Source organism: Mesorhizobium sp. WSM4810 (assembly GCF_055811235.1).
This window is the reverse complement of record NZ_JBVVQV010000038.1, coordinates 1-21,438: the sequence shown is the minus strand read 5'-3', so window position 1 is coordinate 21,438 and position 21,438 is coordinate 1. Positions and strand designations below refer to the sequence as shown.

13 protein-coding genes and 9 pseudogenes are annotated in these 21,438 nt (G+C 58.0%); 11 read left to right on the top strand and 11 right to left on the bottom strand.

What is annotated here, in order from left to right; genetic code table 11:
- The first annotated feature begins 437 nt into the window (after positions 1-437).
- Positions 438-1,386: pseudogene (locus AC0L3O_RS32025) on the top strand (IS110 family transposase).
- A 564-nt stretch (positions 1,387-1,950) separates the two neighbouring features.
- Here AC0L3O_RS32025 and AC0L3O_RS32020 read toward each other — a convergent pair.
- The 3 genes from AC0L3O_RS32020 to AC0L3O_RS32010 all read right to left on the bottom strand — a co-directional run bounded on the left by AC0L3O_RS32020 (position 1,951) and on the right by AC0L3O_RS32010 (position 3,351).
- On the bottom strand, positions 1,951-2,559 hold the full coding sequence (locus AC0L3O_RS32020; RefSeq protein WP_473617625.1) for an IS5 family transposase: 609 nt from the start codon (positions 2,557-2,559) through the stop codon (positions 1,951-1,953).
- Complete coding sequence (locus AC0L3O_RS32015) at positions 2,465-2,728, bottom strand: transposase (protein WP_473617658.1); 264 nt, start codon at positions 2,726-2,728, stop codon at positions 2,465-2,467. The genes AC0L3O_RS32020 and AC0L3O_RS32015 overlap by 95 nt, the downstream gene beginning before the upstream one ends.
- Positions 2,729-2,961: 233 nt before the next feature.
- Entirely contained in the window at positions 2,962-3,351 is a 390-nt protein-coding gene (locus AC0L3O_RS32010; protein WP_473617624.1) for an ectoine synthase, read from the bottom strand.
- Between the two features lie 151 nt (positions 3,352-3,502).
- Here AC0L3O_RS32010 and AC0L3O_RS32005 point away from each other — a divergent pair, with 151 nt between their 5' ends.
- The 8 genes and pseudogenes from AC0L3O_RS32005 to AC0L3O_RS31970 all read left to right on the top strand — a co-directional run.
- Positions 3,503-3,883: a hypothetical protein gene (locus tag AC0L3O_RS32005; RefSeq protein ID WP_473617623.1), complete on the top strand. Its 381-nt coding sequence runs from the start codon at positions 3,503-3,505 to the stop codon at positions 3,881-3,883.
- A 686-nt stretch (positions 3,884-4,569) separates the two neighbouring features.
- Positions 4,570-4,923 carry an IS110 family transposase gene (locus tag AC0L3O_RS32000; RefSeq protein ID WP_473617621.1) on the top strand — a complete coding sequence of 118 codons (354 nt, stop codon included), beginning with the start codon at positions 4,570-4,572 and terminating at the stop codon, positions 4,921-4,923.
- A complete protein-coding gene (locus tag AC0L3O_RS31995) occupies positions 4,896-5,564 on the top strand; it encodes a transposase (RefSeq protein ID WP_473617620.1) in 669 nt (222 codons plus the stop codon). Before AC0L3O_RS32000 ends, AC0L3O_RS31995 begins: the two co-directional genes overlap by 28 nt.
- 37 nt (positions 5,565-5,601) lie before the next feature.
- On the top strand, positions 5,602-5,928 hold the full coding sequence (locus tag AC0L3O_RS31990; protein ID WP_473617619.1) for a hypothetical protein: 327 nt from the start codon (positions 5,602-5,604) through the stop codon (positions 5,926-5,928).
- A pseudogene (istA, locus tag AC0L3O_RS31985) lies at positions 5,855-6,334 on the top strand (IS21 family transposase); the annotation flags it as partial. The gene AC0L3O_RS31990 and the pseudogene istA, both read left to right, overlap by 74 nt.
- A 62-nt stretch (positions 6,335-6,396) precedes the next feature.
- A pseudogene (locus tag AC0L3O_RS31980) lies at positions 6,397-6,543 on the top strand (Mu transposase domain-containing protein); the annotation flags it as partial.
- A 347-nt stretch (positions 6,544-6,890) separates the two neighbouring features.
- Positions 6,891-7,420, top strand: a pseudogene (locus tag AC0L3O_RS31975) (ATP-binding protein); the annotation flags it as partial.
- Between the two features lie 173 nt (positions 7,421-7,593).
- Positions 7,594-7,830, top strand: a pseudogene (locus tag AC0L3O_RS31970) (hypothetical protein); the annotation flags it as partial.
- A gap of 45 nt (positions 7,831-7,875) precedes the next feature.
- Here the strand turns inward: AC0L3O_RS31970 and AC0L3O_RS31965 are convergent.
- The 3 genes and pseudogenes from AC0L3O_RS31965 to AC0L3O_RS31955 all read right to left on the bottom strand — a co-directional run.
- Positions 7,876-8,241: pseudogene (locus AC0L3O_RS31965) on the bottom strand (transposase); the annotation flags it as partial.
- Between the two features lie 141 nt (positions 8,242-8,382).
- Positions 8,383-8,732 (bottom strand): annotated as a pseudogene (locus AC0L3O_RS31960) (transposase); the annotation flags it as partial.
- A 26-nt stretch (positions 8,733-8,758) separates the two neighbouring features.
- On the bottom strand, positions 8,759-8,974 hold the full coding sequence (locus tag AC0L3O_RS31955) for a hypothetical protein (RefSeq protein ID WP_473617617.1): 216 nt from the start codon (positions 8,972-8,974) through the stop codon (positions 8,759-8,761).
- A 136-nt stretch (positions 8,975-9,110) separates the two neighbouring features.
- Here AC0L3O_RS31955 and AC0L3O_RS31950 point away from each other — a divergent pair.
- A pseudogene (locus tag AC0L3O_RS31950) lies at positions 9,111-9,491 on the top strand (transposase); the annotation flags it as partial.
- 233 nt (positions 9,492-9,724) lie between these two features.
- Here AC0L3O_RS31950 and AC0L3O_RS31945 read toward each other — a convergent pair.
- The gene (locus AC0L3O_RS31945; protein ID WP_473617616.1) at positions 9,725-10,840 is read right to left on the bottom strand and encodes a D-alanine--D-alanine ligase family protein; all 1,116 of its coding nucleotides are present in this window, start codon (positions 10,838-10,840) and stop codon (positions 9,725-9,727) included.
- A 542-nt stretch (positions 10,841-11,382) separates the two neighbouring features.
- Positions 11,383-12,021, bottom strand: a complete 639-nt coding sequence (locus tag AC0L3O_RS31940) for a transposase (RefSeq protein ID WP_473617657.1) — start codon at positions 12,019-12,021, stop codon at positions 11,383-11,385.
- A 710-nt stretch (positions 12,022-12,731) separates the two neighbouring features.
- On the opposite strand from AC0L3O_RS31940, the pseudogene AC0L3O_RS31935 reads away from it, so the two are divergent.
- Positions 12,732-13,680 (top strand): annotated as a pseudogene (locus tag AC0L3O_RS31935) (IS110 family transposase).
- A 915-nt stretch (positions 13,681-14,595) separates the two neighbouring features.
- Here the strand turns inward: AC0L3O_RS31935 and AC0L3O_RS31930 are convergent.
- The 3 genes from AC0L3O_RS31930 to AC0L3O_RS31920 all read right to left on the bottom strand — a co-directional run bounded on the left by AC0L3O_RS31930 (position 14,596) and on the right by AC0L3O_RS31920 (position 20,672).
- Positions 14,596-15,624 carry an IS110 family RNA-guided transposase gene (locus AC0L3O_RS31930; protein WP_065012380.1) on the bottom strand — a complete coding sequence of 343 codons (1,029 nt, stop codon included), beginning with the start codon at positions 15,622-15,624 and terminating at the stop codon, positions 14,596-14,598.
- A 1,094-nt stretch (positions 15,625-16,718) separates the two neighbouring features.
- Entirely contained in the window at positions 16,719-19,355 is a 2,637-nt protein-coding gene (locus AC0L3O_RS31925) for an HAD family hydrolase (protein WP_473617615.1), read from the bottom strand.
- Between the two features lie 900 nt (positions 19,356-20,255).
- Positions 20,256-20,672, bottom strand: coding sequence for a PfkB family carbohydrate kinase (locus AC0L3O_RS31920; protein ID WP_473617655.1), 417 nt, complete (start codon positions 20,670-20,672; stop codon positions 20,256-20,258).
- Positions 20,673-21,438: the final 766 nt, after the last annotated feature.

Genomic DNA, 21,438 nt, shown 5'->3' with positions numbered 1-21,438 from the left:
GCCCTTGGACGACCTTGTCTTACAGGGCTGCAATCGCCAGCGGCCGCTGCTTTCCATCCGCCTTCAGAATAAACGTCCGGCGCGACGGTTGCGGGCGGTACGCTCCCCGTTGAACCATGCGAGCCCGGCTCTGGGTCCGGTGCATGTGCTGCTGTTCCGCGTTCCCCTTGGTCCCCAGCCTTGGCTCCACCGGCTCCGCTGCCGGTGCCCAGCTTTTTTCGTTCGTTTCACAGCTACTATGCCGGAGTCAGACTTCTCTGGATCGTGCATCAACGGCTACGGCTCCTCACCTTCCCGTTGCGGACCATCCCACATGGGGTAATCGCGGGAGCGACGCGCCCTGGAACCGATCATAGCCTTGGAGGGTGGCTGTTCCCCGATAAGATGAAATACGGGCTCACGACTGGACGCCGGGCCAGCATCAACGGAGAACAGCCATGGAAGAACATATCGGTCTCGACGTGTCGATGAAAGAGACGGCAGTGTCGATCCGCCGTGAAGGCGAACGGATCTTGCGCGGGAAGTGCGCATCTGATCCCAGGATCATTGCCGAGCTTGTCCGCAAGCGGGCGCCGGCCGCAAAGCGCGTCGTGTTCGAAACCGGCCCGCTGTCGGTGTGGTTCTATCATGCGCTGCGCGCCGAGGGATTGCCAGCCATCTGCATCGATGCACGCCATGCCAAAGCCGCTCTCGATATGGCGGCGAACAAGACGGATGCGAATGACGCCGATGGTTTGGCGCATCTTGCTGAAGCAGGGTTCTTTCGCGAGGTGCGCGTGAAAGGCTTCTACAGTATGTTGACCCGCACGCTCGTGGCAGCACGCACCCGGCTGGTCCGGATCACCGTCGAGCTTTCCAAACAGATCCGATCATTGCTCCTGTCGTGCTACCGATATTGGAAGCCTGGCGCAGCATTCGCATCCGTGCCGCCGAGCTTGGGCGCCAGCTTGTCGCAGATGCACGTCAAAGCCAAGCATGCCGCATACTCATGTCGATCCCCGGCATGGCGCCATCACCGCAACCTCTTTCGCCACTGCCATTGAAGATCCGGGCAACTTCAAGAAGTCCCGCTCTGTTGCCGCTTGGATCGGCCTGACAACTCGCCGCTACCAATCGGGAGAAGTCGATTATGACGGCCATATATCCCGACGCGGCGATCGACATTTGCGGGGACTTCTCTATGAGGCTGCGGCGGTCATCCTGACACGCAGCTCGATCGACAGCAGCTTGCGCACGTGGGGCCTCAAGCTCCGGGAGGGGGTTGGCTTCAAACGAGCTGCCGTGGCTGTGGCGCGCAAACTGGCGATGATAATGCATTCGATGCTCAAGACCGGTGAGTTCTTTGATCGAAATGCAGGCGCCACAGGCATGAAATCTTGCGAATAGCGTTCAGGATCTGAGCGCCTGAGACGTCCCTGCCGGGACGTGAGCCGAGCCATTCCGCTGATGGGGTTGCACCGCTGTCTCAGCAAAGTGCGTCGTCCACATTGAAGGCTCGTCCGCGGAGCTCCATCATGCGGCGACTGATGTCGACCGCGAAGACAACCATGCACCCGGCAGCGTCGTCTCGACGCAATTACATGCTTAACGTCCCAGCGGCGATTAGACAACCCATTAGTCTTGGGGTGTATGGCCAATCCAGAGATCTCCCGGTTCCCGTACAAGGAGCGTCTGCACATGCCAGGGTCTCCGACCACGCCGGGCCGGACAGACACTCGCGCTTGCGCGCCTGCCCATTTCGCCTTCCACCCAGTTGACGGAGTCGGCGCCCGGAAAAACACTCTTTCGCGGCTCAATGGCTGGCCTACACGCTCCCCTGCCGACGCTTCGCCGACCTCCCTCACGGAATGCCTGCGCACGGCTCGGGGCCGATGTGGCTCGTTATTCCTTCATCGTAACGGACTTCCACCGTCTACTCCTTGCCGGTCTCCCGGCGCACCAACTGTAATGCTAGGCTTCGTGGACATTTACCTGGGCCATAGGACGGTAGCCGCGAGAGTGACAACTGCGCGGTAGTACGGGCGGTTTCTCGAAGCGGGTTGCGACCCGGCGGAACTGCTTGAGCTTGGAGAAGCAACATTTGACGAGATGCCGCTGTGCGTAGAGGTGCTTGTCGAGCGGATTTGAGCGAGCGCGGCGGGTTGTTGCGTATAACCGCGATCGCATCCCTGGCGGCGATGGCTTGGCGTAGATAAGATAATCGGCGTCATAGGCGGTGTCGGCCATGGCCACTTCGGCGGGCAGTCCTTCAATCAAGGCGACGGTTTGTGGCGCATCGCCCTTTTGACCTGGGGTAATCGTGAACCGCACAGGGCATCCCAAGCCGCGAACGGACATCTGTATCTTGGTGCTCACGCCGCGAGAGCGACAGGGCTTGATCTTCGGAACCCTTTTTTTGGCGCCAGCCGCATATTGGTGGGCTCGCACGATGGTGGAATCGATGATGAAATATTCGAAGTCCGGGTCATCCGACATCGCCTCGAAGATGCGCCACCAAACCCCCTTGCTTGCTCCATCGACTGAAGCGGCGGAAGACGCTGTTCCAATCGCCGAATACATCGGGAAGATCGCGCCAGGGGAGCCTGTTCGGACAATCCATAGCACCCGCCTGGACGAATTTCCTGTTATCCCAGCCCGTCGATCCCTTCTGATCAGGGCGCCCGATGATCAGCGGTGCCCTCCGACTCCCACGCTCCCACGCAGCGTCATTCAATACCAACCGCTCCATCACACCCAAGGCTGCCCCTCCAAAAAGCAGTCTTGAACGTATGGCCCGCCTCTGCTTCCTCGGTCCGTTGCTCTCTCGTTCAATACAGAGCAATCCTAAACGGATCGCTCCAGAGAGGGGCGGGCCACCCCATGATCACGCTGCGATCAAAAAAGGAATCCTAAGAGTCCACACCGCCTAGGCTAGGAGAGAGGTTTCATTCGGGAAAGTTTCCGGTCAGCGTGCTTCTGCGATCAGTAGGCCGACGAGAGTTCGTTGGACGCGAGGTCGTGGGCCTCGTCGCCATTGAGACCGGGAAGGAAAACGCAGACCAGACGGAGCTCTTCCTCGTGGGCGACCAAATAGTGGGCGTCGTGTTTGTCTAAGGCGTACATCGTTCCTGGGACAATGACATGCTCCTTTCCAGTGATGGCATCGCGAACGTGACCCTTGCCGGCGATACAGTAGCAGGCCTCGACGTGATTGCGATATTGCAGGAGTGACGAGGTCCCAGCCTCCACGATCGTGTCAGTCAAGGAATATGGAACGCCGTCGGCTTTGATCAGGAAACGACGGCTCCTCCCGTGGCCCCAGGCAACATCACGGTCGGTGCCTTCAATATCCGCTAGCTTACGAACTATCATTTTCAGGATCCTTCTCTGGAAGTAGGTACATCAGGTGGAACGAAGAGTTGTATCTCGGTGCAGCTATCTATCTTGGTAGTTGTGAGCTCGAAAGTGCCCAGAAGCTCGGCTGGCATGCCCTGCGCTGGAAGCGGAGCTGTTCCATAAGGTCATGCAGTCCTGCTGCCGTGCTGAGGAGGCGAGGCTCGAGACCGCCGAGAGGCTGGCGAACTTCCTCGCCCTCATCGCGGTGGTCAACTGGCGCATATTCTTCGTCACGATGTCGGCGCGCGCCAAGCCAGACGCCGCACCCGACAGCGTTCTCACCTTCGCCGAGATCACTGCGCTCAACCCGATCGACGCGTCCCGAACGCGACCACGCCTTCAACGGCCCACGTTCGCCGCTTACCTGCTGCAAATCGCCATGCTTGGCGGCTATCTCGCCCGCAAACATGATCCGCCTCCCGGCAACATGGTCGTCTGGCGCGGCATGACCCGCTTGCACGACATCGCCTTCGGCATCTCCATTGGATCAAGCCGACGATGTGGGTAATCGGATGCTTCCCCCGAGGGATCTGTCGCAAACTTTTCGATGAGCGTGATCATAGGACGACGTCTCGCTGATGCGTTCGAAGATCCGGATGCATAGACCGTGCCGTAAAAGGAATGTTATTAAACCAATGAGTTAGCGGATCACCATTCTGTCGGAAATCTGACATCGTCGGAAATCCGATATTGATCGGTAGGAGCCGCTTTGCGGCGGTGCCCCTCCCACACCACCGGACATATCGCGTGTGTCGCTGAGTGCAAGTGGGTGCAACGAGCGCGTTGTCACGTAGTTTGAAATGCGGCGCGTGAGGATGCGCGCCAGGACTTCATCGAGGTGCCAGACACAGGCCTTTCATCGACGGCTTGCGGCGTATGCGGCGCGTATAATCAGGACGTCTCCGAAGCCATGATCCCCGTCGCCGTGGGCAGTCTTTTGATGCGCAGAATCAGCCATTGAACCAATTCCCAAACTGATGAAGTTGTCTTGTCTTATGACTTTCCAGGCCATTTGGTCCAATAAGAGATTGCCCGATCTGGGATGGCCATCCCAGATCGGGCGGGAGGGGATGGATCGGAGTTGTCTAGGTCGTTGAGGACCGTCGATTGGTGTGATCACCCCTTTCTTTTCCATCAGGCCTGAACGGAAACCGGGGCGTTTGGGCCGGATCACAAGAATAGGACAGCGGAAAGATGAGCGATACCCTACCACGAACCATCGGCATCGATATCTCAAAAGCAACACTCGATGCTCATGCCTATCCTGCAGGCAGCAACCAGCAGTTTGCCAATACTGCCAGCGGCCATAAAGCCTTAATTGCATGGCTCGGGCGATGTTCAGTCGAACGCGTGGCATATGAGGCGACTGGTGCTTACCACCGGGAACTTGAGCAAGCTCTGGCTGATCTGCCTTGCGTCAAGCTCAACCCCGCTCGTGCGCGACGCTTTGCTCAAGCAGCTGGAACCTTGGCCAAGACCGACCGGATCGATGCAGTGATGCTGCCCGCATGGCTAGCACAATGCAGCCGCCCGTGCGCCCGGCTATAAACCGCGGACAGGCAAGGCTGGCCGAACTTATCAGCGCCCGCGATGGTCTGATGCGCGACAGAACCGCGCTTAAAAACCAGGAGAAAAACCTGACGATTCCGCTTCTAAAGCGTCAGCACAAACTACGCCTCAATCAGATCGATCAGCATATAATCGCTCTCGATGCCGAGCTCGCAGCAAGCATTGCGGCCGATCCGCAACTTGCCCGCCGGCATGAAATTATCTCCAGCATAGCTGGCCTCGGCCCACGCACTGCCAACCAGTTGGTCGCCATAATGCCAGAGCTTGGATCACTTGACAACAAACAGGCCGCATCCCTGGCAGGACTCGCTCCCGTCGCCCGCCAATCAGGGCAATGGAAAGGCAGAAGCTTCATCAAGGGTGGAAGGGCTGCGGATTCCGACGTGAAGCCGGCCACCATTCCAATCAAAAGCCGGCCAGTTTTCGGAACTGAAGATTACCTCCTGGGTCAGCAACTTTGGCATCAATCACCTCGCCATGAACGGGGACATTTTGATGCCGGCAAAGAGAAGGCTGACCATGAGACAATTGAGACAGATGCTGCGGCTTGCCGGAAGCGGGACGAGCTCCCGCGAGATTGCGGTCGTATTGGGGATAGCGCGCAGTACGGTGCAGGATAGTTTGCAGCGTGCAGCCGCGGTTGGATTGAGCTGGCCCTTGCCGGGCGAGCTGACCGACGATGCGCTTGAGCACAAGCTCTTCAGTCGCAGCGGCGTCAAACAGGGCACGCGACGACGCACGGAACCGAACTGGGCCGATCTTGCGGTCGAGCTCAAGAAGCCCGGCGTCACCTTGCTCATCCTGTGGGAGGAGTATCGAGGGTCGCATCCCAACGGTTATGGCTACAGTCGCTTTTGTGAACTTCTACGGGGATTTAAGCAGCGACTGTCGCCGACGATGCGCCAGGAGCATGCGGCCGGCGACAAGGTCTTCGTGGATTATTCCGGCAAGAAGAATTCCGATTGTCGATCGCAAGACCGGTGAGATCCGCGAGGCGGAGATCTTCGTGGCGGTGCTGGGTGCGTCCAGCTACACCTTTGCCGAGGCCACCTGGACGCAAACGCTCCCCGACTGGATTGGCTCGCATGTCCGGATGTTTCGTTTTTTTCACGGCGTTCCCAGACTCGTCGTTCCCGACAATCTGAAGTCGGGCGTCAGTCGCGCCAGTTTCTACGATCCCGAGATCAACCGCAGCTACGGCATGATGGCTTCCCACTATGGCGTCGGCGTTCTTCCGGCACGGCCAAGAAAGCCTCGGGATAAATCGAAAGTGGAGAATGGAGTGCGTTTCGCCCAGTCCTGCATTCTGGGGCGCCTGCGCAACCAGACTTTCTTCTCGCTGGCTGAGGCCAATGCCGCAATTCGCCAGGCGCTCGATCGCATCAACGACCACGTCATGCGCCGGCTGGGCGTCAGTCGCCGACAGCTCTTCGAGACCGTCGAGCGCCCGCTTTGGCCAGTCTTCCACTGGAGGATTACGAGTTTGCCGAATGGCGTTTGGCCCGCGTCTCGACGGATTATCATGTCGAGTTCAAGACCTTCTTTTATTCCGTGCCCCACAGCCTCATTCGTCAGCAGGTCGATCTGAGAGCAACGGCGCGCACCATCGAGATCTTCCACCGCGGCAAGCGCGTCGCGGTGCATCAGCGCCGCTATGGAGGTCCTCGCCATGGAACCGATCCGGATCACATGCCCAGTTCCCACCGGCGCTATGCCGAATGGACGCCGGAGCGCTTTCGGCGCTGGGCCACGTCGATCGGGCCGCAGACCGAAGGTCTGGTCATCGCAATTCTCGCCAACCGTCCGCATCCCGAGCAGGGCTTTCGAACATGTCCGGGCATCCTACGTCTGTTTCGCGACATCGATCGCAATCGGGCCGAAGCCGTGTCAGCCCGCGCTGTCGAGATCGGTGGCCTGAACTGCTGCGAGAGCTCGGCCTTTTCGGCATGGCAACCGCTTTCTAGGAACTCGACGCACAGTCCGAAGTGCGCGGCCTCGAGCACGGCGAATGGCTTCCGACTTCCGCACCGCACGCGGCCTCGACCGCAATTTGTTCATGGCGCTTGCCGGCTGCGACTGGATCAGAAAGCATCACGGTCTTCTTGTCACCGGGCCAGCCGGCGTCGGCAAAAGCTGGCTTGCCTGCGCTCTCGGCCACCAGGCCTGCCGCGAAGACTTCTCAGTCGCCTACCACCGGGTTCCCAGGCTGTTCGCCGCCCTTGCGCTCGCAAAAGGCGACGGGCGATACGGCAGGATCCTCAAATCTCTTGCCAGAACCGACCTGCTGATCCTTGATGGCTGGGGACCGGAAAAACTCAATGACGACCAACGCTCAACCATCGTCACAAGTCAGGTGCCCGTGGATCGCTGGTGGGAGATTATTGCAAACCCAACTTTGGCCGACGCCATCCTGGATCGCCTCGTTCACAACGCCTATCGCATCGATCTCACCGGTGAAAGCATGCGAAAACAGCGCCCGCCGATCGTCCCCGAAAACACCGAGCTTGACCTGAAACAAAACCCAACCCAAACATCAACGAGACTCAGGATCGGTCCGAAAAATGGCCGCCTTCAAATTGGAATGGCGGCCGGAATGAAATCGGAGTGACTGGCCGGCTTTAAATCGGAATCGGTGCATCGGAATACGCAGGAAGGGCCAACGTTAGACGCGCACTCTACATGCCCGCTCTCGTCGCTGCCCGTTTTAACCCTGACCTCAGGGAAAAGTATCAGCACCTCATTGCATCGGGCAAACCAGCCAAAATCGCTATAGTCACGGTTATGCGCAAGCTGATCGCCCGCCACCGCTCGGCAGCTCGGATCATGGCGGCCGAACATGAGCTTGAGAACGGGCTTCTCGCCGAAGGCATTGGGAATGATCTTTAGCCTGCGCCGCTCCTCGAAGAACAGACGTTCCACAAGATTGGTGGTCCTGATGGCGCGGCGGTGAGTGATCGGCATTCTCAGATGCGCGATTGCCGCTTCGAAGTCGTCCATGAAGCAGGCGACCGCGCTCGGCAGCTCGATCTCATAATCCCTGACCAGCTCCGCGGCGAGATCGCGGGCAATGGCGCGCGAGGAGCCTGATAGGCAGCGGTGGCGTGGGCCTTGAACTCGGGCCAGCGGTCTTCCGGCACCTTGGCGGCGAGATTGCACCCGGTGCGCCAGGCAGCGCTGACGCTCCGAGCGCGGAAAGCAGGTCTCGATCGCCTTGATGATGTCGGCTGCCCCGTCGCACACGACGAGCAGCGGATCGCCGAGCCCGCGGCCGCGCTTGTCATGGAAGAAGGCGCTCACCGTCTCGGCGTCCTCCTTGGAACCGCCATCAGATGCAGAAGCACTTTGGCGCCAGATGCCGTAAAAACCCAGGTGGCCAGCACCGGCTAGCGCTTCTGCCCGGGGCGGATGCGTTCGGCAATGCCGTCGCGCTGCGCAGACCGGTTGTTTGCCATAGCGGAACTCGGTCGCGTCACTCCACATACGATGCAGGACGACGGGCGAGTTTGCGCGCAACCGCGACCCGGGCGCGCGCCATGCCGCGTCGCCTGGCTGTGTTCATTCCCCATGCTCTGAGGCTCGACCAGTTCTCGCTACGCACGAGCAGCGTATGGGCCGCTTCGTAAAGCGCTGTACGGGCGAGTTCGTCGACCTTGCCTTGAATGTCGGTTTCGCCCGACTGGTAGCGCGCGGGGGTTCGGCCGAGATGCGCGCACATTTCTCTATGCCTGAATCGGTCGGGGATGGTCGACCGTGGCCCGGAACGCGAGTGCGGTGATGGGGCCTGGTCCCACCTCATAATGCCCATCTCGCTACGCTATTGAAAGACAAGGCTCTTCTGATGCGAATCTGATGATAGCGGCGCCTTGGAGCACGACTTGATCCGCTCGATCAAATGCGACTCTTCGGTATTTCCTCGTTTGATAACCCAAGGTGCGCCCATGCAATATTGCTGGGCAGGGATGATGGCGGCGCGAATCTGGCGAAGGACCGCCGCAGGGCTCAGATTGAGCATGCCGGCGGCTTCAGTCAACGTGACTTCGCCGCGCTCGGCCCATTCGTTCAGCTTGGGCTGTCTTGCTCGTTCACCGTAGCATAGACCGGAAGCTTCCACAGCACCTGCCGTTGTCCGGAGTTCCTGGAGTTGAGGTACGGCGGCGCGATCTGGTCGCTTCGAAGCGACAAGAACACTGGCGGAAGGCTTTGTGGAATACTCGGCCCCGCAGGTGGCGGGCCGCGACGAGCCGTTTCGTTCCGAGATCCGCGACCATCTGAAGGGACGCACGGACGCGCTCGAGGACCTGGCGGTGGAACTGCTGGCACGCGGTATTTCGGGGCGCGACATCGAGGATGCCTTCCACGACGAGACGGGGCGGCTGCTCCTATCGAAGACCGCGGTCAGCAAGATCGGCGAGCGGCTGTGGGCGGACTACCAGGAATTCGCCACGCGCGACCTTGGCGAATACGAGATCGCCTATCTGTACATCGGGCGGCATAAAGTGAGACAACAGCTGGAGGGCCAAGATACAAACCTTCGCCCGCAAGGGTGATGACGGATCGTCCGTGTGTGGACGATGGGGAAGGGCAATCTCGTTGAGAGTCCAGAGCCTTGGGGCCTAAAGCCTTCAAGGGTCGTGACACAGATGAGACGCCTTGCTCTCCTGAACCCGTCATGCGGCAGCCCGAGCGCTGACCGCGAAGAGAAGCGCGTGACCCGCGGACGATGCGGTCCGGAAAAGAGCACGAGCAACTCGACTTCAAAGATTTCAATCAGAGAGGACTCTTAGTCGGAACTATTAAGTTTCTCGTAATTAATGTAATGGTCTGGTCTTACAAATGGGGTTGAGTTTGCAGCAATCCAAGAAATCAAGCCTACCACGGTCATTCCATGCCGGTGAAGCATCATATCGAATGTGCCATCCTTCGCTAGGCCGGGAATATAGTTGCATTCTAGAAACCAAATTTCTGACTCCTTGGTTACTCTAAAGTCGAATCTAGCCATGTTGTATAAATCCAAATAAGAAGCAATAGACTTTGCGACACAGCGTATCTTTTCCGAAATTTCACTATCCAGTTCGACTAAGGTCTTTGTAGTTAAACGGTTGGAGTATTTTTGATCGCGTCCACAAAATTGTATATCGGTATCAATCTTTACCGCCGGCAGCGGAAATACCGCCGATGAGCTTACCAAGCAACCGCATGTATAGTCATCCCCCAGGATGAACTCCTGGAGCAGGACCGCACTATCATATTTAAATATCATTTTCGCTAAAGCCTCAATCTCGGCTCCGGAACTCCCAGGATTGCGAAAAAGCCCCGAGAACAATGAGGAGCCCAGTGAATTTGGCTTTACAACGATTGGGGTGTCGAATGACTTCGCGATCTCGACCGCCTCGGCAACGCTGTTACGTTTGATTAATGTTGTTTTTGGAACTTTTACTAGCTCATCGGGTAGGAGCGAGGAAACGAACGACGACATTGCGTACTTATTCATTGTTAGAGAAGCCACGTGCGGGTCGCCGAACGTCCCTCTTACGCCCGAGAGCGCCGCAAGGGTCTGGACGCCTCCGTCTTCACCAAATTGACCGTGCAACAGATTCACAACGTATTCTTTGCGAGATGATGCAATCGCTTCGAAAGTGGTGAGCAGTGTGCGTCCAGAGAGGGAGGCGTTATTTGAAATAAAGGAACCAAGCTCATCAACCGTAAAGCCGCTGTGAAAAGGAAAGGTTCGAACAAGCCCATCGTCGCGGCTGACGTGATAAAAGTTTCGCACCACAAATGGTCGTTCGTTCTCGGGAAGCGATACGTATGATGACACGATATTATTTAAAGTCGCAATCGACGCGTCATACTCGGTAGAAATCCCACCGAACATCAATGAAACTTCGAGAGGCATCTGTTTTCCTTCGGATATGCGATAAAAGGGAGTGCGCTATAGGTCGTATGCAACCGGACAGATCGTCGGACCAGCGCATGTCACATTGACGCGGATTGCACTTTCCGCATGAACGCTCTTGTTTCCATTTACTATTTGCACCGGCGCTGCGTGCCGTGCGGCCATTGAAGCTAAGCCAGGAATCTGGTTCGCCCACCTCCGACTAGGATCAATCTACCATGGTAAGCAATGTGCGACAGTGAAGGTTCTGTAAACTTGTTTGAACGATCCGTTGCAGCATTCGATTGCCGTCATTGGACGGATGACATCGACAAGTCTGATGTTGGCTCATTCGTTTCTTTGTTCGGTTCCGGTGAGTCCGTTTCTTCGTCCTGGCCGACGCATCGCCATCGGCTCCCGTATCGAGACGCGGTCAAGGCTGGCCGTCGTACTGACGGTTCGGCAGGTCACGACGCTTCGAGGCCATGCCTTGACGGCGTCGAGCCCGGAGCCAGGCTGGAGCAGGCCGTGTCGGCGATTGTCGTGACGGCACATTCTTTGTGCTATGATCGCCCAGCACGGACGACCACGTGGCGAAGAGTGGCGCGAGAGGATGAGAGCGCCGCCAAGCAGCCTATAGTCGCTCCTCCTTTGTGGCGTCCGTGCGCCGCTTCGGCCCTCGTGATCGCCAGTGCCGGACCATCAGCTCGTAGGCACCTCGGCATTTTCGGCCGCGGCCTTCTCCCGGTTGCGCAACTACTTGACATTGTAGGCGTAGGCCGCTCGGCGGCGCCCAACACTGCGCTCGCTCGGCGCGCCCGGCTTTGAGGGCGAGTTGCCGTTGCTTCGCCGCCACCAGCGCAGGGCGGACCCAGAAGGAGTCCTGCTCCTTGGTCAGCAAGTGCCAGATCAGCACGGCGAGCTTGCGGGCAACGGCGACCGCCGCGAGACCTGATGGCCACGTTTGCTGCGGATGCGCAGGAAGAAGGCTCTGAGTGGGCCGGACGCCTTCGTCGCCGCCCAGGCAGCCTCGACCAGCATGGCACGGGCTTTGGAACGCCATGTTTGCTGATACGTCCATACTGAGCGGTGCCAAGGCCGGATTGGCGGACACGCGGATTTAGGCCAAAGTAGCTCACCAGTTTCTGTGGCTCATTGAGCCGCCGGATGACGCCGATGGCGGCGATGATACCGGTTGCCACGATGGCATTCACGCGGGTGATCGTTTGAAGCCGACGGACCTGCGGATCGTCGACCGCCTCCGTGGCGATGTCAACATCAAGGTCTGCCAAGTCCTCGGCCAGGCGATCAATCTCGCGAATGTGGCGAGCGATGGCGGCCCGCTCATCGTCGGGGAGCACCTGACGCTCGAGCCAGGCCCGGCCGCTATTGTTGAACAGATCGGTATGCGGGCACTTCGGCCAGATGCGCTTGCAGGATGCCGTGCACCTCGTTCTTCACCCGCGTGCGGTGCCGTACGACCGGGCGACAAGGCGGCGAAGACGAGGCGGCGGGCGGCGCGACACCTACGGATCCGCGCTCTCGGCCCAACCGGGCAGGTCGCAGGGCGGCCAGCTACTAACGCGAGCTCGCAGCTCGTCGAATGGATCGGCCTGCCCGCACTTGGCGTGCTCCCGGTGCCCCTGTCCCGGATGGTCGCACCATACGCCGAAAATCTCGTATCTCCAGCGCGGACCGGATGGCACCGTCATGATCATACCAGTTACTTTCCACGGCTTATCCTGGCGCCCGGTACATTGCGATGCCGCCCGGGAGGCTGGCATCCACATGGGGTAATCGCGGGAGCGACGCGCCCTGGAACCGATCATAGCCTTGGAGGGTGGCTGTTCCCCGATAAGATGAAATACGGGCTCACGACTGGACGCCGGGCCAGCATCAACGGAGAACAGCCATGGAAGAACATATCGGTCTCGACGTGTCGATGAAAGAGACGGCAGTGTCGATCCGCCGTGAAGGCGAACGGATCTTGCGCGGGAAGTGCGCATCTGATCCCAGGATCATTGCCGAGCTTGTCCGCAAGCGGGCGCCGGCCGCAAAGCGCGTCGTGTTCGAAACCGGCCCGCTGTCGGTGTGGTTCTATCATGCGCTGCGCGCCGAGGGATTGCCAGCCATCTGCATCGATGCACGCCATGCCAAAGCCGCTCTCGATATGGCGGCGAACAAGACGGATGCGAATGACGCCGATGGTTTGGCGCATCTTGCTGAAGCAGGGTTCTTTCGCGAGGTGCGCGTGAAAGGCTTCTACAGTATGTTGACCCGCACGCTCGTGGCAGCACGCACCCGGCTGGTCCGGATCACCGTCGAGCTTTCCAAACAGATCCGATCATTGCTCCTGTCGTGCTACCGATATTGGAAGCCTGGCGCAGCATTCGCATCCGTGCCGCCGAGCTTGGGCGCCAGCTTGTCGCAGATGCACGTCAAAGCCAAGCATGCCGCATACTCATGTCGATCCCCGGCATGGCGCCATCACCGCAACCTCTTTCGCCACTGCCATTGAAGATCCGGGCAACTTCAAGAAGTCCCGCTCTGTTGCCGCTTGGATCGGCCTGACAACTCGCCGCTACCAATCGGGAGAAGTCGATTATGACGGCCATATATCCCGACGCGGCGATCGACATTTGCGGGGACTTCTCTATGAGGCTGCGGCGGTCATCCTGACACGCAGCTCGATCGACAGCAGCTTGCGCACGTGGGGCCTCAAGCTCCGGGAGGGGGTTGGCTTCAAACGAGCTGCCGTGGCTGTGGCGCGCAAACTGGCGATGATAATGCATTCGATGCTCAAGACCGGTGAGTTCTTTGATCGAAATGCAGGCGCCACAGGCATGAAATCTTGCGAATAGCGTTCAGGATCTGAGCGCCTGAGACGTCCCTGCCGGGACGTGAGCCGAGCCATTCCGCTGATGGGGTTGCACCGCTGTCTCAGCAAAGTGCGTCGTCCACATTGAAGGCTCGTCCGCGGAGCTCCATCATGCGGCGACTGATGTCGACCGCGAAGACAACCATGCACCCGGCAGCGTCGTCTCGACGCAATTACATGCTTAACGTCCCAGCGGCGACTAGACGACACCATCTGACGTATATCCGGATTCTCGATGCGGCTTGATATATCGTCGCCGCGAGCCCCGATGGATTTTCGCGCGCTTCCACCTCATCGGCCCCCAAGACATTGACCGAGCCAAGCCGGTCCACAGATCAGGTTTGGAAAGCGTCGGAATGACCGTTTCGCCATCTCCTGCCATTCTGCCGCAATTGCCGGGTGAGGCGAGCGCGACGGCCGCAACGTTGGGATGCCGCCACGGCCCGCAGCTTTCCGAGCCAGAGGCTCCTTGGATACTGCTTGCCGGCCGCCTTGCTGAGCGCAGATCGAGCGCCACGGATCATCAATGTGCATAGATAACGATCACTGCGTGCCGGCACGAAACGCATCGTCGCCCGGCTCAACGCCTCGCAAAGAGCCGCAGCATCGGCCGCGTCGTTCTTCTCTGGTTGCCGCCCTTGATGCAAGAAGCCTTCCAACCTGATGTGCCGGTGATCGAGTGCGTTCTTCTCTCAGGCCTGTCGTTGCGGCCTTTCAAGAAGCCGCGGGCCGGTATGGTGATCTGCGGATCGGGTCCAAATCTTCTGCAAGAGCTTTCAAGCTCGGGAACGACGGCTGGTTTTCCCAATCCGGATCTTTTCGATCATTGTGCCCATTCAGGTCATCGACTTCCTACACCTTTTTCACCGGCGCCAGTTTGTGTGGTGATGCATATGCGTCATGCAGCCACAACTCGCGCCGGATTTCGATAATCCTCTTTCTTTGTCATCATCGCCCAGATCGCCCGCGCCATCTTGTTCGCAAGCGCGATCGCGACCAGCATGAGCGGCTTGCGACGCAGCATCCGTGCCAGCCATGAACCCTCGACGATGGATTTGCGGGCCAGCACTGTCAGGCGTGACATGGCGCCGATGATCAACAAAGACCGGATATCGGTCTGGCCAGCCTTCGACACGCGTCCAAGTCGCTCCTTGCCGCCGGAGGTGTATTGACGTGGCACGAGCCCAAGCCAGGCCGCAAAGTCCCGCCCGCGTTTGAAGCTCTCCATCGGCGGAGCAAAGCCGCTGATCGCCAACGCGGTCTGGGGCCCGACACCAGGCATTGTCTGCAGGCGCCGCGCTGTATCGGTCGCCAGGGAAAGGGCTTTGGCCTTTGCCGTTTTGACGTCGATCCGGGCCGTCTTTTCAGCAATCTGTTCGAGCAGATCAAAGCATTCCTCGCGCACCAGAGCAGGCAGGTCACTGTTCGGCTCCTCCAGAATAGTCTCAATCCGCTTGATATGGGCGATCCCTTTCGGAATGATGTGACCATATTCGTACAGCACCGAACGCAGAGCGTTCACAAGCTCGGTGCGCTGATGGAGGAGGCGCTCCCGACCTCGGAACAACACAGCGCATGCCTGCTGATCTTCCGACTTCGGCTGTACAAAACGCATCTCCGGGCGCTGTGCTGCAACGACGATTGCTTCAGCATCGGCAGCATCGTTTTTCTGCCGTTTGACAAAGGGCCGCACATATTGAGGTGCGATCAGCTTCACCTCGTGGCCAAGCTTGACCATTTCTCGAGCCCAGTAGCTCGCGCTGCCGCATGCTTCCATCACAACCACAGCAGGCGGCTGGCATGCCATGAACTGCCGGAACCGTGACCGCGTCAGCTTCTTACGGAATCTCAGATGCCCCGTCATTGTCGCGCCGTGAAGCTGGAAAACGTTCTTTGCCAGGTCCACCCCGATCATAGTATCTTTCATTTGCCGTCCTCTCCTTCATGTGGCGTTGAACACCACGACCTTGGCACATTGCGATGCCGTCTGGGGAGGGCGGCAACCATCCCATCTTCTGACGCTTGACTAATCCCGAGGTCGCAGGAATGTGAAGGAACGCTTGAAATCCGCACAATTCTGCCGTTCGTCGAGGGAATTTGCTCCGCATTATTTACCGCGAATTTCTGCGGTCGTTTGACCAGCGGAGGAGCCATTGATGTCGAATCCGATAGCGAACTGATTACCGAGCTCAAAGCCGTACTGATCAGCCAACAATGCAGCCCGGTGCTGATAGGAAACTACTGAACTATTGCGCTTATGCGCGCGGGTTCCACGACCATCTTGCGCGGCGAAATATCCTGGTCACGGATGTGACCGAGCCCAAGTGGAGCCATATCTGCGCGAGTCGGTCGCCCTCTTCCGGCAGCGTCGTGGTCGACGTCCCGGTCCGCGCTGGCACCAGATTCCGTGCGCCGCATTCAAGCGCTGCTTCGGCTTGTGCAGGGGCAGTGGCCACCAGCCCCGAAAGCGACCTGCGCCGCCGATCGCACTGCGATTTACGATCTGCAACGAATACGAGACCTGGCTTCACGAGGAGCGGGGCTTTGTCCCGCCCAGCATCGACGCGTTCTTGTGGGAGGCTCGACACTGCCTTGCCTGGCAACTTGAACGATGCGGTGTCGAAGGCCCTGATGGACCTGAGCATCGGCGACATCGACCACTATATGGACCTGCGTGATGTCCCGACGCTCTTCGATCAGCCCGACAATGAAGGCCTCATACGCATCGAGGCTTAAACCGCGTCGGCGCCCCGGAGGCCAGGCGCTCGCTCGCCGATCTTTTTTCTCCCATCCAACGGATCGCTGTCGATATTTCACCCCGAACCGTGCCCCCCTGCCGTGCAGACATGCCGTCGCCGGACCCGTGCCATCGTCCACCTCCTCAGACGTTGAATCAGTCCAGCGGCCCGGCGTCACATCACAATCGATTCATCGATCCCCGGACGTTCTTGCTATCGCTATCCTCCGAATCCCTCGGAGCCAGTGAACCACCGCTGCGCAGGCGGCGTGAATTTTCCTCCTTCATTGCGAGGCACCTGGTCTCCGCGGCGGATCAGATGCCCTGGAAACCAATGGACGAAAGATCATATGATAGTAATGAGGCGTTTTGCACTGTTGCAAATCAACGGGACGGATTGTCGCGACACTTGCTTGTGACAGGCACCGGTAAATTTCTCCCTCCCGGTTGATTTTTTCCAGATCGAGAGAGCTCGACACATTCTTACTCACGCTTCTTGCATCATTCACAAGTTGTATGTCTGAGATCTGCAACCATTCGTAGTGCTCCCCCAGGAGCATTTTCACACGGGTGCCGCTTACATAGGGCAGCATAATGGAGAAATATCCGTCATACAGATGGTGTGCTCTAACCAGGAAGATCTTGGCCTCCCGTGTGCTCCCTATCAAGACTTTCACAGGTGAGAAACGCACGTTCATATCTTCGGGGTCTAGATCAAGCTGAAATCTTCTTTGCACTAGACCGCTGAATGTGAAGTCAAGCCCCAAGCTACGCGTTTCATATGCACCCAGCCGATAAGGTGAGGACAGGCACCGCACATTCTTCCAAGCACTTTCTAGATGATAGATCGTCTTCTTGCGATCTGGCCCCATAAACTTGTCGTGCTGGAAGTCCTTGAAATACTCCAACTCCGCTTCAACAGGCATGTAGGCATGACGGAGTAGAGCTGCGTGGGCGGCTCCCCGCAAAATAGAATACTCGTGCGTCACACGCGCCTTGGTAAAAAACGTCCTCGCATCATTGATGAACCGCACGCATTCAGCTTGAACATTGGCAACCTTCTCGTACTGCTTCTCACTAAGTTTGATCTCTCCAAGAACTGGCTCACCGTCCAAATCATAGTCCACAACCGCCCCTTCCTTGAAGGTGCAGCATTTCTCAAATAACGTGTAATTCCACCAGCGCGACGTAATGAGTGCTTTGCTGTTCGCCGCACGGTAAGGCTCGTCGGAGGCGACCACATAGCGGCCCAGTATGTCGACTTTCAATTCTTCTTTGAAGGTGCGGACCAAATATTCCTGCGTTTTGCCGTTATAGCCTGTGTCTGCCAAGATAACGGTATCGCCTTCCTCCAACTCCATTTCCTTTGAGATATAGCGCATCAGGCGGGCACGCAAAGCAAAGGAGTTCTTGAATATCAACTCCAAAACATCGTCCTCGTGCAGCAACTGATGGAACGCCGTTTTTGGATCGTCAGATTGATGGGCGATCCGTATTAACAATTCCGTCACTTCTGACGGAAGCAAAAGCTGTTTTGCAGTGGCATGAAGATTGTCAAATTCGGGCTCGATCCCGCTGATGTAATAATCGACATCGGCGCGGGTTTTGAAAGAGGCCGCAACAGCAACGAATTTGCGGATTCGTACCAGCTTGCCGACGGGCTGGCGCGCATAGGCTTCACACGCAGCTGAAAGAAGATGCGCATCACGCAACAGAAAGAAGACCTTTACTCGCTTGCCCTGCTGTTGCAGTTCTTCCACCTCGTCCATTAGAAAACGAGCATAGGCGTATAGCACCGGTCCGAATGACATGTAGCCGATCACTGTCTCAGGCGAGTACGGCCGCAGTTTTGCTACAGAAAAAATTGGCCGAAAGGGACTATAACATGGCAGAAGACCTGGCTCCGGTGCTGTCTGTTCAAGTCCAATCAACGAAGATGCCGCGTGCTGTAGGCGCAAGAAGTCTGCGACCTCACGATCAAACGGCAGGAAATGCAGCGCACGTACGCCCAATTTCCGCGGCGCTTGCGCATCGGAGACATCATTATCCCCGATGTGAAGTAGTTGCGATGCAGGCACGCCACACTCTTTGATTACAACCTGAAAAAGGCCATGGCTCTTCGACATCCCATAGTCGACAGAGCAGTAAATCTTGCTGATTGCCTGCATAACGTCCGAAGGCAAATGCCGAGCCAAGAGGCGCCTTAACTCGTCTTCGCGGAAATACGTATCGCTCACAACGATAATTTTGATACCACGGGTGCGCGCCAGTCTGATCAATTCGACGTACGGTGAGAATGCAAAGCAAACATTCATTTCGGTCCGGATTTCCGCCTCGGCCAATAGCTCCCGTTCCTCACCAGAGAGCGATGTAAAAAACCGATAAATGTCACCGAGATCGATCTCCCCGGATCCGTTCTCTAAAGGTTTCGCTCGATACGCACGCGCAGCTGCGCTAACGCGTTGGTGAGGAGTTATCCCTAACCTTCGCGCGACGGGATTATCGGCCAGCACGGCGAAAACGTCTCTAGGTGTAGCTGTCTTGCGCCATAGCAACGTATCGAAACAGTCAAGTGAGAGTACCTTTACGGAATCCTCAAAGTCGTCAAGAACATTGGGGATATCGTGTACCTTTATTTGCGCCTTATGATGGGTATCACGCATGTCACTACAGAGCAGGCGATCCTCCGGCTCTTGCAGTTTGTGGATCTTTTCTGTTAGGCCGCCTCCGTCTGGAAACATTGCATCCGGGTGACCGGTGAACTGACAGGCGTCGTCTACGGGAATATGCGACACGAAGTCCGGATCAAACATATGCTCAATACGTAAGATTCCGGAAGACTGCTGATCAATATCGCCTTGCTTTATCTTAGCGGCCAAACGCTCCAGTATAAGCTGCATATTTTTTTCTACCTTGCGCAAGTAAAAGTGTGTCCGGCGGAGAACTGCTCACTTAGTTGATTTTCTGCGTCTCACCAAACTTTCGGCCGAAACTATCACTTATAGATTTCCCGTCAACGTAGCGACGGGAGTGCGACATGTTTTGCCAAGTATTTGATTATGTTGAGAAACAACTGCGTGTGCACGCACCGGAGCTTTGTGATGTTTTGATGGAAAAGTGTTAAAGTTGATGCAGGTTAGGGTTAGCAGAAGCTTCGTCTGACGCGGCATGAGGTAATTGGCGAGAGATACAACGCTGGCGCCGTCGTGCGGCAGGGCCAACAAGCACTCGAGGCGCTGTCACGTTGTCTTCGTATGAACGCGCTGAAGCGGTGTGCGCTGCTGTCAGCAGAGCTCAGTCACGGCCTTCCAATCCGCCATTGCGCGGGACTTCTGATTACCCACATCATCGGCGGGCCCATTGCCCCGTATGAATCTGCCGTGATTCTGTCCGTGACGCCGAATCACGGAGGCGTCACGGATGCGAGACAAGACCGGCAGCAGCGAAACCGCTTGGCAGGAGGAAGAGCTTTCTGCGGCGGCCTTTCCCGACAAGCGTCTGGGCCGTCGGCGGCGATGGCGAGCGCGGCGCCGGTCTCCTTGAGGAGCGGCGCCACGCGATCACGCTTGCCCTTGGTGCGCCGGACAACCTCGCCAGCTCGCCAGTTGATATCCTGCAGCTGAATGGCGCGTAGCTCGCCGTTGGGAATGCTCGTGGTGGCGAGCAGGACGGCTGATCGCGGATGTCGACCGGCGTCGTTGCGCCGAACGTCATCCCATCCAAGGCGCGGCGGCAAATGCGCCAAACGCCAATGAGGCGTCCTTGGGATGACGCCGACGAGATCCTGATCATGGTGGCCAGCCCAAGGAAGGGAAGCAACTTTAATCTTGATGCGCAAGCGGTCCGGTTTTCATCAATTCTGAAATCTGTCTCTCGTCGGGCAATGCCGGAACCACGAGGTTTTTCGTGACCGCGAGGGCGCCCGCCGCGGTGCCCCGGCGAACGGCGTCAGCGAGGGTCAATCCACTGGCCAGCCCTGCAGCGAGTGCCCCGTTGAATGCATCTCCGGCCCCGATAGTGCCGACGACGTCGACCGGGTAGCCCGCGATTTTGGTCAGTCCGTCGGGCCCGGCAATCAAGGCACCATCCGTTCCCAGCGTCATGACGACGTGTCCCACGCCGAGGCCGCGCAGTCTTGCCGCTAAATCGGCGTCGGCCTGCCGATCGTCCGCGTCGAGCCCCAGCAGGATGCGCGCTTCGGACTGGTTCGGCGTTAGGATGTCAACGTCGGCAGGGATATCTCCTTCGGCAGGGCCGGCCAGGTGCGGGATTAAGGATGGTCGTCAGTCCCCGCGCCTTGCCGATGGCAAGCGCGCGGGCCGCCGTCTCGACTGGGACCTCAAGTTGTGTGAGTAGGATGCCGGGGCTCGTCCAGGTGGCGGTGCGAAGGTTTCGACATCGGTCGCCGTGAGCCGCGCGTTGGCGCCGGGATCGGTAATGATGCGGTTCTCGCCCGGAATTTTGCAGAAAAACAGATCGACCTAGGTAAATTAATAGGTTAGCCAAAACGAAATCGCTGAAAGCAGGGAATTCTGTGCTATTGAAGACTGGGACGAATTTGCGGAATATCCTCCTTTTCATCTGTTAGACATCAAAAGATTTAGCGCACCAATGACGCGCACAGCCCGATCCTGGTATTTCCGAATACCACACCCTCGCCGACCGCGACTCAATAGGCTAGGGCTCACCGGCCTTGCCTAAGAGCCTTCTCTATTCGGCGTGTTGAGGTCAAGCGCTCTCGAGCTTTCATATGTCCGGAGTTTTGGCGTCTTCCGCAGGGCCTCGCTTCTCTTCGGGATCGGCGTTTTGCCCTCCCAGCATGGGACCAGGAGAATGAGGTGGCCCAATCTGATGCGCGTCCTGACCGCACGATGCGATCGGCACAAGGCACTAAGCGAACTCACCTCATCCATCGTGCTGCGAAGGAGGGGTCAGAACAAGAACTGTTCCCAGAGACACGCTAAGGTCGAACGAAGCATGAACTTCGCAATTGATCTGTAGATG

Bases quoted from the DNA above. Each gene is read 5' to 3' on its own strand.
- AC0L3O_RS32005 (WP_473617623.1), top strand. From the start codon at position 3,503: ATGCAGTCCTGCTGCCGTGCTGAGGAGGCGAGGCTCGAGACCGCCGAG.
- AC0L3O_RS32000 (WP_473617621.1), top strand. From the start codon at position 4,570: ATGAGCGATACCCTACCACGAACCATCGGCATCGATATCTCAAAAGCA.
- AC0L3O_RS31995 (WP_473617620.1), top strand. From the start codon at position 4,896: ATGCAGCCGCCCGTGCGCCCGGCTATAAACCGCGGACAGGCAAGGCTG.
- AC0L3O_RS32010 (WP_473617624.1), bottom strand. From the start codon at position 3,351: ATGATAGTTCGTAAGCTAGCGGATATTGAAGGCACCGACCGTGATGTT.
- AC0L3O_RS31930 (WP_065012380.1), bottom strand. From the start codon at position 15,624: ATGAAAGATACTATGATCGGGGTGGACCTGGCAAAGAACGTTTTCCAG.
- AC0L3O_RS32015 (WP_473617658.1), bottom strand. From the start codon at position 2,728: ATGGAGCGGTTGGTATTGAATGACGCTGCGTGGGAGCGTGGGAGTCGG.
- AC0L3O_RS32020 (WP_473617625.1), bottom strand. From the start codon at position 2,559: ATGTATTCGGCGATTGGAACAGCGTCTTCCGCCGCTTCAGTCGATGGA.
- AC0L3O_RS31945 (WP_473617616.1), bottom strand. From the start codon at position 10,840: ATGCCTCTCGAAGTTTCATTGATGTTCGGTGGGATTTCTACCGAGTAT.